16 protein-coding genes are annotated in these 15,068 nt (G+C 55.3%); 8 read left to right on the plus strand and 8 right to left on the minus strand.

Going from position 1 to position 15,068, the window contains the following annotated elements:
- The first annotated feature begins 4 nt into the window (after positions 1–4).
- Together DYA43_RS00180 and DYA43_RS00185 are read left to right on the plus strand one after the other, a co-directional pair.
- On the plus strand, positions 5–511 hold the full coding sequence (locus DYA43_RS00180; protein ID WP_020329336.1) for a type II secretion system protein M: 507 nt from the start codon (positions 5–7) through the stop codon (positions 509–511).
- Positions 511–1,269 carry a type II secretion system protein N gene (locus DYA43_RS00185; protein WP_024373336.1) on the plus strand — a complete coding sequence of 253 codons (759 nt, stop codon included), beginning with the start codon at positions 511–513 and terminating at the stop codon, positions 1,267–1,269. Before DYA43_RS00180 ends, DYA43_RS00185 begins: the two co-directional genes overlap by 1 nt.
- Positions 1,270–1,298: 29 nt before the next feature.
- Here DYA43_RS00185 and cysQ read toward each other — a convergent pair whose 3' ends face one another.
- The 4 genes from cysQ to DYA43_RS00205 all read right to left on the minus strand — a co-directional run bounded on the left by cysQ (position 1,299) and on the right by DYA43_RS00205 (position 4,233).
- A complete protein-coding gene (gene cysQ / locus DYA43_RS00190) occupies positions 1,299–2,126 on the minus strand; it encodes a 3'(2'),5'-bisphosphate nucleotidase CysQ (RefSeq protein WP_020429367.1) in 828 nt (275 codons plus the stop codon).
- Between the two features lie 23 nt (positions 2,127–2,149).
- Positions 2,150–2,698: an ADP compounds hydrolase NudE gene (nudE, locus tag DYA43_RS00195; protein WP_020429366.1), complete on the minus strand. Its 549-nt coding sequence runs from the start codon at positions 2,696–2,698 to the stop codon at positions 2,150–2,152.
- 145 nt (positions 2,699–2,843) lie between these two features.
- Entirely contained in the window at positions 2,844–3,431 is a 588-nt protein-coding gene (gene nfuA, locus DYA43_RS00200; RefSeq protein ID WP_024373335.1) for a Fe-S biogenesis protein NfuA, read from the minus strand.
- Between the two features lie 100 nt (positions 3,432–3,531).
- Positions 3,532–4,233 carry an amidophosphoribosyltransferase gene (locus DYA43_RS00205; RefSeq protein ID WP_061057132.1) on the minus strand — a complete coding sequence of 234 codons (702 nt, stop codon included), beginning with the start codon at positions 4,231–4,233 and terminating at the stop codon, positions 3,532–3,534.
- Positions 4,234–4,319: 86 nt separating this feature from the next.
- On the opposite strand from DYA43_RS00205, the gene bioH reads away from it, so the two are divergent.
- Complete coding sequence (gene bioH / locus DYA43_RS00210; RefSeq protein ID WP_020329342.1) at positions 4,320–5,090, plus strand: pimeloyl-ACP methyl ester esterase BioH; 771 nt, start codon at positions 4,320–4,322, stop codon at positions 5,088–5,090.
- Between the two features lie 128 nt (positions 5,091–5,218).
- Entirely contained in the window at positions 5,219–5,689 is a 471-nt protein-coding gene (locus DYA43_RS00215; RefSeq protein WP_020329343.1) for a hypothetical protein, read from the plus strand.
- A gap of 81 nt (positions 5,690–5,770) precedes the next feature.
- Here the strand turns inward: DYA43_RS00215 and DYA43_RS00220 are convergent, their stop codons facing one another.
- A complete protein-coding gene (locus DYA43_RS00220) occupies positions 5,771–8,080 on the minus strand; it encodes a Tex family protein (protein WP_061057133.1) in 2,310 nt (769 codons plus the stop codon).
- Between the two features lie 55 nt (positions 8,081–8,135).
- Positions 8,136–8,798, minus strand: a complete 663-nt coding sequence (locus DYA43_RS00225) for a hypothetical protein (RefSeq protein ID WP_055453005.1) — start codon at positions 8,796–8,798, stop codon at positions 8,136–8,138.
- A gap of 143 nt (positions 8,799–8,941) precedes the next feature.
- Between DYA43_RS00225 and greB the strand changes: the two genes are divergently transcribed.
- Positions 8,942–9,427: a transcription elongation factor GreB gene (gene greB, locus DYA43_RS00230; protein WP_020329346.1), complete on the plus strand. Its 486-nt coding sequence runs from the start codon at positions 8,942–8,944 to the stop codon at positions 9,425–9,427.
- Positions 9,428–9,563: 136 nt separating this feature from the next.
- Positions 9,564–10,562 (plus strand): LacI family DNA-binding transcriptional regulator, encoded by a 999-nt coding sequence (locus DYA43_RS00235; RefSeq protein WP_020329347.1) that lies wholly within the window; start codon positions 9,564–9,566, stop codon positions 10,560–10,562.
- An 8-nt stretch (positions 10,563–10,570) separates the two neighbouring features.
- Here the strand turns inward: DYA43_RS00235 and edd are convergent, their stop codons facing one another.
- The gene (gene edd, locus DYA43_RS00240) at positions 10,571–12,376 is read right to left on the minus strand and encodes a phosphogluconate dehydratase (protein WP_061057134.1); all 1,806 of its coding nucleotides are present in this window, start codon (positions 12,374–12,376) and stop codon (positions 10,571–10,573) included.
- Positions 12,373–12,894, minus strand: a complete 522-nt coding sequence (locus DYA43_RS00245; protein WP_061057135.1) for a gluconokinase — start codon at positions 12,892–12,894, stop codon at positions 12,373–12,375. The genes edd and DYA43_RS00245 overlap by 4 nt, the downstream gene beginning before the upstream one ends.
- A 159-nt stretch (positions 12,895–13,053) precedes the next feature.
- On the opposite strand from DYA43_RS00245, the gene DYA43_RS00250 reads away from it, so the two are divergent.
- Together DYA43_RS00250 and DYA43_RS00255 are read left to right on the plus strand one after the other, a co-directional pair.
- On the plus strand, positions 13,054–14,433 hold the full coding sequence (locus tag DYA43_RS00250) for a GntP family permease (protein ID WP_061057136.1): 1,380 nt from the start codon (positions 13,054–13,056) through the stop codon (positions 14,431–14,433).
- A 12-nt stretch (positions 14,434–14,445) separates the two neighbouring features.
- Complete coding sequence (locus DYA43_RS00255) at positions 14,446–15,051, plus strand: bifunctional 4-hydroxy-2-oxoglutarate aldolase/2-dehydro-3-deoxy-phosphogluconate aldolase (protein WP_172465285.1); 606 nt, start codon at positions 14,446–14,448, stop codon at positions 15,049–15,051.
- Positions 15,052–15,068 lie beyond the last annotated feature (17 nt).

The following is a 15,068-nucleotide window of genomic DNA, read 5'->3' on the forward strand; positions in this document are numbered from 1 at the left end:
GAGCATGAAGAATTTACTCAACCCGTTACAAACCTCACTCCACACTTGGTGGAGCAGTATCAGCCAGCGTGAGCAGCGTCTGGTGCTGGTGTGCGGCGGTTTGCTGCTGCTGGGCATTCTCTACTGGGGTGTGCTGCAGCCGCTGCAGCAACGCAGTGACGCGGCGAGAGCGCGTATTGTCTCGGAGCAGCAGCTTCTGCAATGGGTGCAGTCCACCGCTGACGATATCGTCACACTGCGTCGGCAGGGAGGTGTGGTGGGCACGGCTCAACCGCTTAATCAGGTTATTTCCAGCTCGACGCGTCAGTTTAATATTGAGCTGATCCGCGTGCAGCCTCGAGGTGAGATGATGCAAGTGTGGATTCAGCCACTGCCCTTCTCACAACTGGTCTCGTGGATTGCGTACCTCAAAGAGAAACAGGGTGTGGATGTCGAATTTATGGATCTCGACCGCGGTAAAGTGCCGGGCGTGGTAGAAGTGAAACGTCTGCAGTTGAAACGGGGAGTGTGATGAAACACAAGTTAGGTTATGTCGCCCTGTTTGTGGTGGTGTTTGTGGTCAGTGCGATTGTCCATTTACCGGCTAGCGTGGTGCTTAAGTCGGTGCCATTGCCGTCGGGGCTTGAGCTGCAAGGTGTGCAGGGCAGTTGGTGGCAGGGAAGTGCCAGTCAGGTGCGCTGGCAGCACAGCAATCTCGGTGCGTTGAACTGGCAGTTGCAGTGGTCCTCACTGCTCAGCGCCGAAGCCAAAGTCGCGGTGCGTTTTGGACGCGGCAGTGATCTGGATGTGCGCGGCAAAGGCATGGTGGGTTACACTTTTTCCGGCCCGTTTGCCGAGGAGATGGTGGTGTCTGCGCCTGCAGAAAAAGTGGTGCAGTCGCTGCATCTGCCACTGCCTATCAATGCTATGGGACAGGTCGAGCTGACACTGCGTGATTATCGCTATGGAGCGCCTTGGTGTCGTGCGGCCAGTGGCAATCTGGTGTGGGCTCAGAGTGCCATTCAGTCACCGCTTGGCGATTTACAGCTTGGGCCGGTCATGGCCGAAGTGGGATGTGAAGACAACGTATTGAACGTCAAAGGCGGTCAGCAGAGTGGCCAGGTGAGCAGTGAATTTAGCGCACAGATTAATGCCAATCGCCGTTTTACTGCTCAGGCCTGGTTTAAACCCGGCGCAGAATTTCCCAACTCTATGGCTGAGCAGCTTAAATATCTGTCACGTCCGGATGGACAAGGACGTTTTCAGTTTTCCCGTCAGGGCCAGCTGTAAAGAAAAGGGCGAGATTATCTCGCCCTTTTTTAATCTTTGACCTTGAGAATCTTGTCCCATGGCAGGTCAGCGTCACCCAGCACAATAAAGTTCGGGTTCTCCAGCGTATCCCGCTCGTTGTACGACAGCGGTTCTAACTGGGTGCTGAGTATGCGCCCGCCGGCTTCTTCTACAATACACTGGGTCGCGGCGGTGTCCCACTCGCCAGTCGGCCCTAGACGCAGGTAGCAATCGACCGCCCCTTCTGCGACCAGGCACGCTTTGAGTGCTGCAGAGCCGAGTGGCACCAATTCGTAGTTCCATTGACTGCTTAACCGGTTGGTAATGCGGTTAATGTCCTGACGGCGGCTGATGGCAATCGCGATCGACTGTCCCGGCAGTTCATGTTTGTGGGTCTCGATGCGCAGGCTTTCCGACATATCCGGGATCTTCCATGCGCCTTTGCCGGAATACGCGTAGTAAGTGACGCCGGAAACCGGGCCATACACCACGCCCATCACTGGTCGGTTGTTTTCCACCAGCGCAATGATGGTCGCGAAATCACCGCTACGGGCGATGAACTCCTGCGTGCCATCCAAGGGGTCAACCAGCCAATAGCGCTGCCAGGTTTCCCGCGTGGTCAGGCTAATGTTCGCCGCTTCTTCGGATAACACCGGAATGTCCGGTGTCAGTTCGCTCAGGCGTTCCACCACCAGTTTATGCGCTGCGAGATCGGCGCTGGTGACTGGGGTTTCATCACTTTTGGTATAGGATTCGTAGGATTTGTTCTCGTAAATATCGAGAATCAGTTGTCCGGCAGAACGCGCGATGCTGATGACATCGGGCAGCAGGTGAGACAGATCTTTGGCGGTAGGCATACTCTTTCCTTTAGCTCTGCTGGTCAGGATTGCAAATGGCGCAGAGCGAGCAGTAGTGCAGTGATGCTGCGAGCTTCGCTAAAATCTAAGTGAGTCAGCAACTCTTCGGCTTGAGCGAGGGGCCAGCGAACCACTTCGAGTGGCTCAGGTTCATCGCCTTCCAATTGTTCTGAGTATAGATCCTGTGCGATGAAGAGTGTCATACGGCTGGAAAAATACGACGGCGCCAACACCACTTCTTTGAGGTGGGTTAAGCGATGCGCACCAAAGCCAATCTCTTCTTTCAGTTCGCGCACGGCGGCTTCCTGAGCTGATTCTCCCGGGTCAATCAAACCTTTGGGAAAACCGAGTTCGTAGTTTTCAGTGCCCGCGGCGTATTCGCGCACCAACAGCAGATCGCCGCTCTCGGTGACTGGTACCATCATCACGGCGTTGCGGCCACTGGGTTTCATGCGTTCGTAGGTGCGTTGCTCACCATTAGAAAAACGGAGGTCGAGCGCCTCAATGGCAAACAGTCTCGACTTGGCAACCGTACTACGGGCCAAAATCTCCGGTAATGATTTAGATGGCATACGCTAACTCCTTCGCATTCAAAAGTTTTCTTACTATATGAGAAAATCTTGCGAGTGAAAATATCACTCTTTACAGGCGACCACACGTGCTGGCGCAGAAAATAAAAAAAGCTGATGCACGCATCAGCTTTTCGTTGTCGGTGTATCAGTAGTAAGAGTGCTCACCACGATCGTGTTCGGTGGAATCGCGCACCGCAGTCAGTTCACCTTCGAACTGAGCCAGCAGCTCTTTTTCGATCCCTTCTTTCAGTGTTACGTCCACCATTGAACAGCCGTTACAGCCGCCGCCGAACTGAACCAGCGCAACGCCGTCGTCCGAGATTTCCAACAGTTGGACGTGACCGCCGTGACCTGCCAGTTGTGGGTTAACCTGAGTCTGAATCGCGTATTCAACGCGTTCCATCAGTGAGGCGTCATCCGACACTTTACGCATTTTCGCGTTCGGTGCTTTCAGCGTCAGTTGTGAGCCCATTTTGTCTGTTACGAAGTCGATCACGGCTTCTTCCAGGAATGGCAGGCTCAGTTCGTCCACATACGCAGAAAAATCGCTGTATGGGATTTCAGTATCGGTAGCTTCCACAGCCTCAGGCGGGCAGTAAGACACGCCACATTCCGCATTTTGGGTGCCCGGGTTGACCACGAACACACGAATGTTAGTGCCTTCTGGTTGCTGAGCAAGCAGCTTAGCAAAGTGAGACTGGGCAGATTCGGTAATAGTAATAGTATTTGACACGACGAATACCTGAGTAAAATTGTAGGCTATTTAGTCACCATTCTACTCCTGTCGAGCCGAGGATCCAGCCCTTTTTTGTGAGCGCATTTTAACGCTGGGGTCAGTCACCCGGTTCAGGAGTGCGGCATATGCAGTAAATATCAAGGCTTTCGACGCCTACATCAAGCAGTAAATTGCATAATTGTCGCACCGTACTGCCTGTGGTGACGACATCATCAACGATCGCGATATGTCTGTGGCTCGGTGCACTGTTTAAGACAAAAGCTTGGTTGAGATTGCGCCGGCGCTGAGCTTTGTTCAGGCCTTGCTGCGGCGGGGTGGCCAGGCGACGGGAAAACAGCCGAGGCTGGTATTGGCTGCCGAGTTGCTGCGCAAGTTGACGTGCCAAAACATCACTTTGATTGAAACCGCGCCAGGCATGGCGGCGCCAGTGCAGCGGCACGCAGGTCACCAGAGGGGCGGGCGATACTATTCGTGGGGCTAACAATCCGGCCAGCGGCTGCGCTTGCCAGAACTGGCGCTGATATTTGAGCTGATGCACGCTCTGACTGAGTGGAAAACGGTAATCGCCCAAACAATAGAGCTTATGCCACGGCGGCGGCGATGTCAGGCATTGGCCACACTGTTCGGTGGCGGTTTCACAAGGCAGGCCGCAGCGAGCGCAACGCGTGGTTGGTGCGTACCAGTTGAGGCATGCGCCACACAAGCTCTGCGTGTTATGCGATTCAAGGGGCAAACCGCACAGCTGACACGACGGTCTCAGCCACGAAAACATGGTTTTTTGAAGTCGATTGGTTAACATAACAGACCAAAACTAAAGGGTATGGCGCTATCATTGCGACAGGCTCAAGCACGGTGTGCATGGAATAAGTAGGAGAACATGTGACGATGGCAGCGGAGTTGTATTGGCAGGTAAACGGCAGCGGCCCGGATTTGGTGTTGGTGCACGGCTGGGGGATGAATGGCGCCGTGTGGCAGCAAACCGCCGAGGTACTGGCTGCGCATTTTCGCGTGCATGTGGTCGATTTGCCCGGCTACGGACACAGCGCCGATCAACATGCGGATTCTCTCGAAGCCATTGCTCAACGTTTGACGGAACGTGCTCCGAAGCAGGCGATTTGGGTCGGTTGGTCACTGGGTGGGCTGGTGGCGACGCATATGGCGCTGCACCACAGCGAGTATGTTGCCAAATTAGTCACGGTCGCCTCATCACCGAAATTTGCTGCCGAGCGCCCGTGGCGTGGCATTCAGCCTCAGGTGCTGAGTGCGTTTACCGATCAACTGGTGGACGATTTTCAAACCACGATTGAGCGCTTTATGGCGTTGCAGGCAATGGGCAGCCCATCCGCGCGTCAGGACGTCAAAACCCTCAAGCAGGCAGTGTTGTCGCGTCCCAGCCCGAACCCACACTCTTTGCTGGCGGGCTTGCAAATGTTGGCTAATGTCGATTTGCGTGAGCAACTGCCGCACATTTCGGTGCCGCTGCTGCGCCTGTATGGTCGCCTTGACGGGTTGGTGCCGGTTAAAGTGGCGCACGATCTGGCTCAGGTGGTGCCAGACAGTCAGCAATATATTTTCACCGAATCTTCCCATGCGCCGTTCATGACAGAGTTTGACACTTTCTGTCAGCAACTGGTGGCGTTCGCCGGACAACACTAAACCTTTGGCTTAATTCCGCGCGTTAACATAAATATCACTCAATGTTTGTCACTACTGGTCGATAAATAAGCTAACCCCGACGCGTGAACGCGCCGACCGGGCCGGGCGATACTGAGGAGGTTTCGGCTATGATCGTGTCACCGACAAATGTCAGCGTGCCACTTATCGCCCCATCAGTAAACGTGCCGACAGAGCAGGCCGCGCGTGACAACCGAGTCCGTGAGCCTGTGATGCCGACAGTAGAGCTGACCAAACCCAACGCGGAGCGTAAGGTCAAAGGCGACGACAAACGGCGTAAGCAGTCGTCCTGGGATCCGTCTGAGCATCCCGGCTATGAGCTGGATCAGGAGACCGAGACGACGGTGCGTCCGCATGACGAGCCGAAAAGTGAGCTGGAGCGATTGTTCGATCTGCTGGCTTTGTCGACTTACAGCCATTCGCAGGGTAAAGGTTATGCGATGCGGTTTCGCCTGCCGAAACGCGTTATTGATGCTGCGATAACTGAAGGCAAAATGGCCAAGCGGCGCACCGTAATCAAATTCCATTACGGCCATGCTGTAGCGCCGAACACGCCATCAGAAGTGATTGCGGTCTTGTAGTCATCGCTTGCGATGAGACACGCAGAAAAAATCCCCAGCGGAATATTCCACTGGGGATTTTCTTTTTCAGCTCAATAGCGCTTATTTCTTCGCTTTGGCAAAGGCCGCGGCAAAGGCGCCGCTCATCGCGCCACCCGCGTTGGACGGTTCATCACGCCGACGCGGCGAACGCTCTTGGCGCGGCTGGCTGCTGCGCGCCGGACGGCTTTCCTGGCCCGGTTCGTCATTCAGGCGCATAGTAAGCGCAATGCGTTTACGCTGCACGTCAACTTCCATGACCTTAACTTTCACGATGTCGCCCGCTTTGACCACTTCGCGAGGGTCGGAGACAAAGCGATCGGTCAGCGCAGAGATGTGGACTAACCCGTCCTGATGCACGCCGATGTCGACAAATGCGCCGAAGTTGGCCACGTTCGACACCACGCCTTCCAGCACCATGCCGATTTCGAGATCCGATACTTCATTCACGCCGTCGGCGAAGGTCGCGGTTTTGAACTCAGGGCGCGGGTCACGACCCGGCTTGTCGAGCTCTTTGATGATGTCGCTCACGGTCGGCACCCCGAAGTGTTCGTCGGTGTAATCGACCGCGCGCAGGTTGCGCAGAAACTCGCTGTTCCCAATCAGCGCTTTGATCGCTTTTTGGTTTTTCTCCGCGATGTTTTTCACTACCGGATACGCTTCCGGGTGCACCGCAGAGGCATCGAGCGGGTTTTTGCCATCCATAATGCGCAGGAAGCCGGCACACTGTTCAAAGGCTTTTGGCCCCAGACGCGGCACTTTTTTCAGTGCACTGCGCGAATCAAAGCGGCCGTTTTCATCGCGGTAGTCCACGATATTCTGCGCCAGCGTGCTCGACAGGCCCGCGACGCGCGTGAGCAGCGCCGGAGAGGCAGTGTTGACATCCACGCCCACGGCGTTCACACAGTCTTCCACCACGGCATCAAGACGCTTGGCCAGCATCGACTGGCTGACGTCGTGTTGATATTGGCCGACCCCGATGGATTTCGGATCGATTTTCACCAGCTCTGCCAGCGGGTCTTGCAGGCGACGGGCAATGGACACTGCGCCGCGCAGGGAAACATCCAGATTCGGGAACTCTTTGGCAGCCAGTTCGGACGCTGAATACACCGAGGCGCCGGCTTCGCTCACCGTGATTTTTTGCACTTTGAGGTTGCCGCGCTTGATGAGGTCAGCAGCAAAAGCGTCGGTTTCACGCGATGCGGTGCCGTTACCGATCGCAATCAGATCGACATGGTGTTGCTTCACCAGCGCTGCCACGCTCGCCATCGCGCGGTCGTATTGATTGTGCGGTTGGTGCGGATAAATGGTGTCAGTCGCGAGCACTTTACCGGTGGCATCCACCACCGCCACTTTACACCCAGTACGCAGGCCCGGATCGAGGCCAAGGGTTGCGCGCGGGCCTGCCGGGGCTGCCATCAGCAAATCTTTCAGGTTGGTGGCGAACACGTCGATAGCATCGATTTCGGCGCGCTCTTTCATCGCGCTCATCAATTCGGTTTCCATGTGCATCGAAACCTTGATGCGCCATGACCAACTGATCACCTGTTTGCGCCACGCGTCGGCTGCCGCTTGGCTGAGGTGAATGCCGTAATGTTCGGCAATCAGGGTTTCGCAGTACGACTGACGCGCGGTCTCTTCCAATTCCGGATCGGCGTTGAGCGTCAGGGTCAGGAAGCCTTCGTTGCGGCCACGTAGCATGGCCAACGCACGGTGCGACGGCACTTTGCTGATGGGCTCGCGGTGGTCAAAGTAATCTTTGAATTTCTCGCCGTCACGCTCTTTCCCTTCCACCACGCGCGAGACGATTTCGGCGTTACGCGTCAGGTGCTGACGGATTTTTTCCAGCAGGTTCGCATCTTCAGCGATGCGTTCCATAATGATGGCGCGTGCGCCGTCCAGCGCTGCTTTGCTGTCGTCGATGCCTTTGTCGGCAGCAATGTAGCGTTCTGCTTCACGCTCCGGATCGGTATCCGGCTGCGTCCACAGTTTATCTGCCAGCGGTTCTAAACCCGCTTCAATTGCGATTTGGCCTTTGGTGCGACGCTTAGGTTTGTATGGCAGATACAGATCTTCCAGACGGGTTTTGCTGTCGGCGTCCTGAATCGCTTGTTCCAGTTCAGGAGTCAGTTTGCCCTGATCCTGAATGGATTTGATAATGGTCTGGCGGCGGTCATCCATTTCGCGCAGGTATGCGAGGCGGCTGTCCAGCGTACGCAGCTGGGTATCGTCCAGACCGCCGGTGACCTCTTTACGGTAACGGGCGATAAACGGAACGGTGTTGCCGTCGTCAATCAGTTTGACGGCGGCGATGACTTGCTCTGAGCGAACGTTCAGCTCTTTGGCAATCGATTGACAGATAGCTAAGCTCATGGTTGATATCACTTTTTACAACAGAATCACTGAAGTGGGGGCAACAGAGTCTATTTTAAACGTCTACCAGCCTTGTCAGAGAAGATTGAATTTCGTCGGTGTGGGTTTGGGGGCGCCAGCACTGGCAATAGGCGGCGTAACTCATCCAGGTGTACCCCAGCAGCTCGAGTCCTTCCTGCAAGGCACTCTTGAATACAAAATTGTAGTCCTGACCCATGATGTGCTCCCACAACAGTCGTCCGCTTCCGAACACGCGGCTGAAGACCAGCACCATGAGTAATCCGCCGACCATATACACATACTCTCTTTGCTTTGTAAAGGCAGCCAGCGGAATCCAGATGGAGTCGTTGCAGTACAGGCATGCGTACCCGATACACAGCATGGCCGTCAGCAGAGCCGGAATCAGCCAGAAACCGTGATAGACGTGGTCAAACAGCTGGTCGAGCTCGCGGATCAGTACGCAGCTGAAGAAGCCCGCCGCCAGCAGATAAAAACCGCGTGCTGGTGGCGTGCGTTTGGCTGCCAGCGCAAACAGCAGCGCGGCAAAAGCGACGAATGTTTCCTGAGTGAGCTCGGTGACGGAGATCTCGCCGATGTCGTTGTGCAGAATCGCGAGGTCAATATACAGGGCGAGTGGTGCGATAAGCAGCATGACAATCAGGGTCAGCAACTCTTTAGCGCTGGCGAGGATTTGGAGTTTTGCATCGTGTGCAGACATAATAAAGTCGACTCGAAAGTAATTCTTAATCGCACAATGCTATTGAAACAGTGTTTTTTAATGTAATAAAACAAACTAAAATGATGTGATTTTAGGTTTTGGCTTTTTTTAACCAAATGATTATTAGAATGTTTAAGGTGTAAATGAAAACCAAGCTGATCACCCGCGAAGGGTACAATAAACTCAAAAAAGAGCACGACTATCTGTGGAATGAACGCCGTCCGGAAGTGACCAAAATCGTTACTTGGGCGGCCAGCCTTGGTGATCGCTCCGAGAATGCGGACTACACGTTCAACAAGCGTCTGCTGCGTCAAATCGACCGCCGGGTGCGTTTTCTGCGCAAGCTGCTGCCAGAGCTGAAAATCGTCGATTACTCTCCGCAGCAGGAAGGCAAAGTGTTCTTCGGCGCCTGGGTTGAAATTGAAAACAGCGCGGGCGAAGTGAAAAAATTCCGCATCGTCGGGCCAGAAGAAATTTACGGCGACGATGTGAAAGATTACATCTCGATTGACTCGCCGATGGCGCGGGCGCTGCTGAAAAAAGAGGTCGATGACGAGTTCGTGGTCCGTACGCCGAGTGGCGAGAAAGAGTGGTTCATCAACCACATCGAATATGAGAAAAATGCGTAAATGCGCACGCGATCGCTCAGTTTGGCGTGCTTTTGTGAAAAACTGGCGTAGTTTCGGTTACAGCCTTGTTTTATCATAGCCCGCCGACACCGGGGTCGTGACAGGGCGGCGTTAGCCCGCACCGATTAGGATAAGTATGCAGCGAAAAACCAGACCGACATTACAAGACATTGCCGACCAGGTGGGCATCACCAAGATGACCGTGTCGCGCTATTTGCGTGACCCGAATTCGGTGGCGCAGAAAACCCAGGAAAAAATCGCGGCAGTGATTGATGAGCTCGGTTACATCCAGAACCGCGTACCGGCGATTCTGTCCAAATCCTCCAGCCGTGCGATTGGCATTATTCTGCCTTCGCTCTCCAACCAAGTGTTTGCCCATCTGGTGCAGGGGATCGAAGCGGTCACCAAAGCGGCTGGTTACGACACGCTGATTGCGCATACCGGCTACAGCTCTAAAGAGGAAGAAGAGAAGATCGCGGCATTGCTGTCCTATCGTGTGGATGGCTTGATCCTGACCGAAACCAACCACACCGACCGCACGTTGCAGATGCTCAACTCGGCTGGCATCCCGGTGGTGGAAACCATGGAAATTCCGCTCAGCCCGATTGATATGGCGGTCGGGCTTGATCACGAGCAAACCTCTTACGAAGTGGTGCAGAACATGATTGCGCGCGGCAAAAAGCACATCGTTTATCTCGGTGCGCGCTTGGATACGCGAACCCGCTTGCGGATGAAAGGGTATGAGCGAGCGATGCAGGATGCCGGACTGGAGCCGCTGCAGGTCTCAACGGGTGAGCATTCGAGCTTTACGCTCGGTGGTGCGCTGCTGGAAAAGGCGCTGCGCGAACAGCCGCAACTGGATGCGATTTTCTGCACCAACGATGACGTGGCGATTGGTGCCATGATGTATTGCGCCCACAAAGGTATCAAAGTGCCAGAGCAGATTGGTGTGGTCGGGTATAACGCGTTGGATATCGGTCAGGCAATCATTCCTAAGCTGACCAGTGTTGAAACGCCGCGTTTTGAAATTGGCAAAAAAAGCGCAGAGCTCTTGCTGGCTGCGCTCTCAGGAGAAACGGTGGAGCAGAAAGTGTTTGATCTCGGCTATCGCCTCACCGAAGGCGACAGCCTGTAATTCTCACTTTACTGCGCGTCGAATAGAAACGTCGCGCCCTGATCCGCCGCTGTCACCAGATGGCGCGCCTGAGCAAACAACTCTCTGCCCCAACTCTGCTGCGTTGCTGCGCAGTTGGGTGCCACCGCCTTGCGGCCACGTAAATCCGTCAAACAGGTTAACTGACCTTGAGTGGCATCGAGACGAATCCGGTCTCCATTTTGAAGCAAACCAATCGCGCCACCGCGCAGTGCTTCTGGCGAAACATGAATCGCGGCCGGAATTTTGCCCGATGCACCCGACAAACGGCCATCGGTGACCAGCGCCACGCGATAGCCCGCTTTTTGCACGTTGCCCAGAATCGGCATCAGTTTGTGCAGCTCCGGCATGCCGTTGGCCGCAGGTCCGCTGTAGCGTACGACGACCACACAATCCTGATTGAGTTCGCCACGATGATAGGCCGCTTCGACATCGTGCTGCGAATCGAACACCTTCGCCTCGGCTTCAATCACGTGATGCTGCGCTTTGACCGCAGAAATCTTAATCACGCTCTGGCCCAAGTTGCCTTGCAGCACTTTAATACCGCCGCTGGCCTGAAACACTTCGCCTTGCGGCGCAATCACGCTGGGGTTGAGAGTCTCGGTGCACGCTTGCCAGTATAGTTCGCCACGCTGCAGCTGTGGGCGCTGCAATTGCTGCTCAAAGCTGCCGATGGCGGGCGTCACATTCTGATGCAGCAGGCCGCGCTCATTGAGGCGCGTCATCAGCATCGGCACGCCGCCGGCGGCTTCAAATTCATTGATGTCGGCGGTGCCGTTCGGATAGACATTGACCAGCAGCGGCACCACATCGGACAGATCGCTGATGTCCTGCCAAGTCAGAATCAGGCCCGCGGCGCGCGCGACTGCGACCATGTGAATGGTGTGGTTGGTGCTGCCGCCGGAAGCCAGTAGTGCTACCACGCCATTGACCAGACTTTCTTCGGTCACCACGTCGCACAAAGGGCGATAACCCGGTGTGCCCGGCGCCTGCGCCGCAATTGCTTGGGCGGCGTAATCGGTCAACGCCTGGCGTAGCGCGCTGTGCGGTGGTACAAACGCTGATCCCGGCAACATCAATCCCATGGCTTCAAACACCAGTTGGTTGGTGTTGGCGGTGCCATAAAAGGTGCAGGTGCCCGGTGAGTGATAAGAGCTGCATTCCATCTCCAGCAATGCGTCGCGACCGACCTGACCGGCGGTGTACTTCTGGCGCACATCAACTTTTTCTTCGTTGCTGATCCCGGTCGCCATGGGACCGGCAGGAATGAACGCGGTCGGCAAATGAGCGTAGGCGAGGGCGCCCATCAGTTGCCCTGGGGCTATTTTGTCACAGATGCCGAGCAGCAGGGTGCCATCGAACATGTTGTGGCTGAGAGACATCGCTGTGGTCTGGGCAATCAGATCGCGTGAGAACAGCGACATGTCCATGCCCGGTTGGCCCTGAGTCACGCCATCGCACATCGCGGGTACGCCGCCAGCCACCTGCGCAGTATGGCCAAGCGGTGCCAGTGTGGCTTTGATTTGCTCAGGATAGTTTTTATAGACCTGATGGGCGCTGAGCATGTCGTTGTAAGCGGTGACGATGGCCAGATTGGAACGGGTTAAGTCAAGAATGTGCGATTTTTCGTTGCTGCATGATGCGGCGATCGCGTGGGCTAAGTTACCGCACGACAGGCTGGCTTTGCCTTTCCCGGCTGCGAGTTGCGCCGCGGTTTTGGCCAGAAATTGTTGCCGGGTTTGTGCGCTGCGCTGGCGAATGCGCTCGGTGACCTGCTCGATGATTGGCTGAATCATGCGACCGCCTCCTGCTGAGTCAGTGCCGCGACGGCATGAGCGACCACCTCATCAATGCTGCAATCGATGGGAATGATCAGTACATCGCGCTCGTCGGCAGTCGGGTACTCCAGCGTGGCAAACTGGCTGTCGAGCATATCGGTTTTCATAAAGTGACCCTGACGGGCGCGCATGCGCTCCAGAATCAGAGATTTATCCCCATCAAGAAACACAAACGTCATGTGCTCATTGCCTTCGCGAATCTGGTCGCGATAACACCTTTTGAGCGCCGAGCAGACAATCACCCCACGTTCGCTCTTGTTCTCGAGACTGAATGCGGCATCGCGAATGCGCTCCAGCCAAGGCGCACGATCAGCGTCGTTGAGTGGTTCACCGCGGCGCATTTTTTGAATATTGGCGCGTGGATGTAGGTCATCACCATCGATGAATTTCGCGTCGAGATGCTTGGCAATACTGGCGCCAATGGTGCTTTTGCCTGAGCCACTTACGCCCATAACGATAATGCTGCTACCCGTCATACAGACTCCTTAATCACGAGATCTGAGCGAGATCTCAATTTCGAAATTTGCCCTAAGAATTGACTTTATCTTAGTGATGTTATCGGTAACATGTTACCCGTAACTTTTAGATTTGTGAACCAATACACAAACATCCAATCCTTGATAAAGGTGAACAAAATGGAACCATTAGCACATAGCCCAGACCCTACTTATCTGCTGCTGATTGCTGCCTGCGCCATCGCAGCACTGCTGATTTTGATTATGAAATTGAAGGTGCACGCCTTTGCTTCGCTGACGTTAGTGAGCTTTGGCACCGCCCTCGCCACTGGTATGCCGAGTGAGAAAGTGGTGCCGACCATGATGTCGGGTTTTGGCGGCACATTGGCTTCGGTCGCTCTGCTGGTCGGCCTTGGTGCGATGATCGGTAAAATTCTCGAAGTGACTGGCGGGGCGAAAGTGCTGGCGGACACCTTAATCGGCCATTTCGGCGAGCAGCGCGCGCCGCTGGCGCTTGGTGTGGCATCGCTGATGTTCGGCTTTCCGATTTTCTTTGATGCCGGCCTGATTGTAATGATGCCGATCCTGTTCAGCGTGGCGAAACGCTTTGGCGGTTCGCCGCTCAAATACGCGCTGCCAGCTGCCGGTGCGTTTGCGGTGATGCACGCGTTTGTGCCGCCGCACCCGGGGCCTGTTGCCGCGTCGGATTTGCTCGGCGCAGACTTAGGCCTGCTGCTGATTGTCGGCCTTTTGGTGGCGATGCCGACCTGGTATTTCGGTGCCTACCTGTTTGGTCTGTACTCCGGCAATAAATTCAACATTCCTCTCTCCAAAGCGTTTCTGAACACCGAAGTGATGTTCAAAGACAAAACTGATTTACCGAAGTTTTCCACGGTTCTGCTGATCCTGATTCTGCCTGTATTGCTGATTTTCATGGATACCGGTCTGAACACACTGGCGGTGGCGGGCCTGATTGATGGTCAGCAACCCGCGATTGAGTTCCTGCGTATGCTGGGTAAAACGCCGATCGCCCTGCTGATCACTTTGCTGGTGTGTTTGTGTGTGTTCGCTGGCAAATACGGCATGGGTAAGCTGGAAAAACTGTGTACTGACGCGCTGGCGCCGATTTGTGCGGTGATTCTTGTCACTGGTGCGGGTGGTATGTTTGGCGGCGTGCTGCGCTCAAGCGGTATCGGTCAGGCGTTGGCGGATGTACTGGCGGACACGGGTATGCCCGTGATTGTCGCCGCGTTTGTGATTTCAACCTGTCTGCGCGTCGCGCAAGGTTCGGCCACCGTGGCGCTGACCACCACCGCGGCGCTGATGGCACCGATTGTGTCTCAGACCGTCGGCCTGAGTGAGCTGGATTTGTGTTTTATCGTGATTGCGATTGCCGGTGGTGCGACGGTGTTGTCACACTTCAACGATTCCGGTTTCTGGCTGGTTTCCCGCTTGCTGGAAATGGATGAGAAGACCACACTGAAAACCTGGACGGTAATGGAAACCCTGCTAGGCACGATTGCCTTCGTGATCGTCGCGCTGCTTAGCTTCATTTTTTAAGGTGTATTGATGATGACTCTTGAACAACGACTGCAACAAATCAAAATTGTCCCGGTGATTGCGATTAACGATGCGGCGCATGCGGTGCCGCTGGCGAAAGTGCTGGTAGAAAACGGCCTGCCTTGTGCGGAAGTGACGTTTCGTACCGATGCGGCGCAGGAATCGATTCGCCTGATGCGCGACGCGTATCCGGAGCTGCTGATTGGCGCAGGCACGGTACTGACCACGCAGCAAGTCGACCAGGCCATCAGCGCGGGGGCCGATTTCATCGTCAGCCCGGGATTAAACCCGACCACAGTCAAATACTGCCAACAGCGCGGTATTGCGATTGTTCCCGGGGTGAATAATCCCAGTCTGGTTGAACAGGCGATGGAGCTGGGGCTAAAAACACTCAAGTTCTTCCCGGCAGAGCCGTCGGGCGGCGTCGCGATGCTGAAAGCATTGTCTGCGGTCTATCCGGTGCAGTTTATGCCGACAGGCGGCGTTAATCCGCGCAATGTGGCCGACTATTTGGCGATCCCGTCGGTGGTTGCCTGTGGCGGAACCTGGATGGTGCCGAGCGATCTGATGGACAGCGGCAACTGGGACGAGATTGCGCGTCTGGTGCGCGAGCTGTAATCCTCTCTGGTCATTCA

The sequence above is a fragment of the Vibrio fluvialis genome (genome assembly GCF_900460245.1).
Lineage (GTDB): Bacteria > Pseudomonadota > Gammaproteobacteria > Enterobacterales > Vibrionaceae > Vibrio > Vibrio fluvialis.

Bases quoted from the DNA above. Each gene is read 5' to 3' on its own strand.
- DYA43_RS00180 (WP_020329336.1), top strand. From the start codon at position 5: ATGAAGAATTTACTCAACCCGTTACAAACCTCACTCCACACTTGGTGG.
- nudE (WP_020429366.1), bottom strand. From the start codon at position 2,698: ATGCCATCTAAATCATTACCGGAGATTTTGGCCCGTAGTACGGTTGCC.
- DYA43_RS00250 (WP_061057136.1), top strand. From the start codon at position 13,054: ATGGAACCATTAGCACATAGCCCAGACCCTACTTATCTGCTGCTGATT.
- greB (WP_020329346.1), top strand. From the start codon at position 8,942: ATGAAAACCAAGCTGATCACCCGCGAAGGGTACAATAAACTCAAAAAA.
- DYA43_RS00235 (WP_020329347.1), top strand. From the start codon at position 9,564: ATGCAGCGAAAAACCAGACCGACATTACAAGACATTGCCGACCAGGTG.
- edd (WP_061057134.1), bottom strand. From the start codon at position 12,376: ATGATTCAGCCAATCATCGAGCAGGTCACCGAGCGCATTCGCCAGCGC.
- DYA43_RS00205 (WP_061057132.1), bottom strand. From the start codon at position 4,233: ATGTTAACCAATCGACTTCAAAAAACCATGTTTTCGTGGCTGAGACCG.
- DYA43_RS00225 (WP_055453005.1), bottom strand. From the start codon at position 8,798: ATGTCTGCACACGATGCAAAACTCCAAATCCTCGCCAGCGCTAAAGAG.
- DYA43_RS00245 (WP_061057135.1), bottom strand. From the start codon at position 12,894: ATGACGGGTAGCAGCATTATCGTTATGGGCGTAAGTGGCTCAGGCAAA.
- DYA43_RS00185 (WP_024373336.1), top strand. From the start codon at position 511: ATGAAACACAAGTTAGGTTATGTCGCCCTGTTTGTGGTGGTGTTTGTG.
- DYA43_RS00255 (WP_172465285.1), top strand. From the start codon at position 14,446: ATGACTCTTGAACAACGACTGCAACAAATCAAAATTGTCCCGGTGATT.
- cysQ (WP_020429367.1), bottom strand. From the start codon at position 2,126: ATGCCTACCGCCAAAGATCTGTCTCACCTGCTGCCCGATGTCATCAGC.
- DYA43_RS00220 (WP_061057133.1), bottom strand. From the start codon at position 8,080: ATGAGCTTAGCTATCTGTCAATCGATTGCCAAAGAGCTGAACGTTCGC.
- bioH (WP_020329342.1), top strand. From the start codon at position 4,320: ATGGCAGCGGAGTTGTATTGGCAGGTAAACGGCAGCGGCCCGGATTTG.
- DYA43_RS00215 (WP_020329343.1), top strand. From the start codon at position 5,219: ATGATCGTGTCACCGACAAATGTCAGCGTGCCACTTATCGCCCCATCA.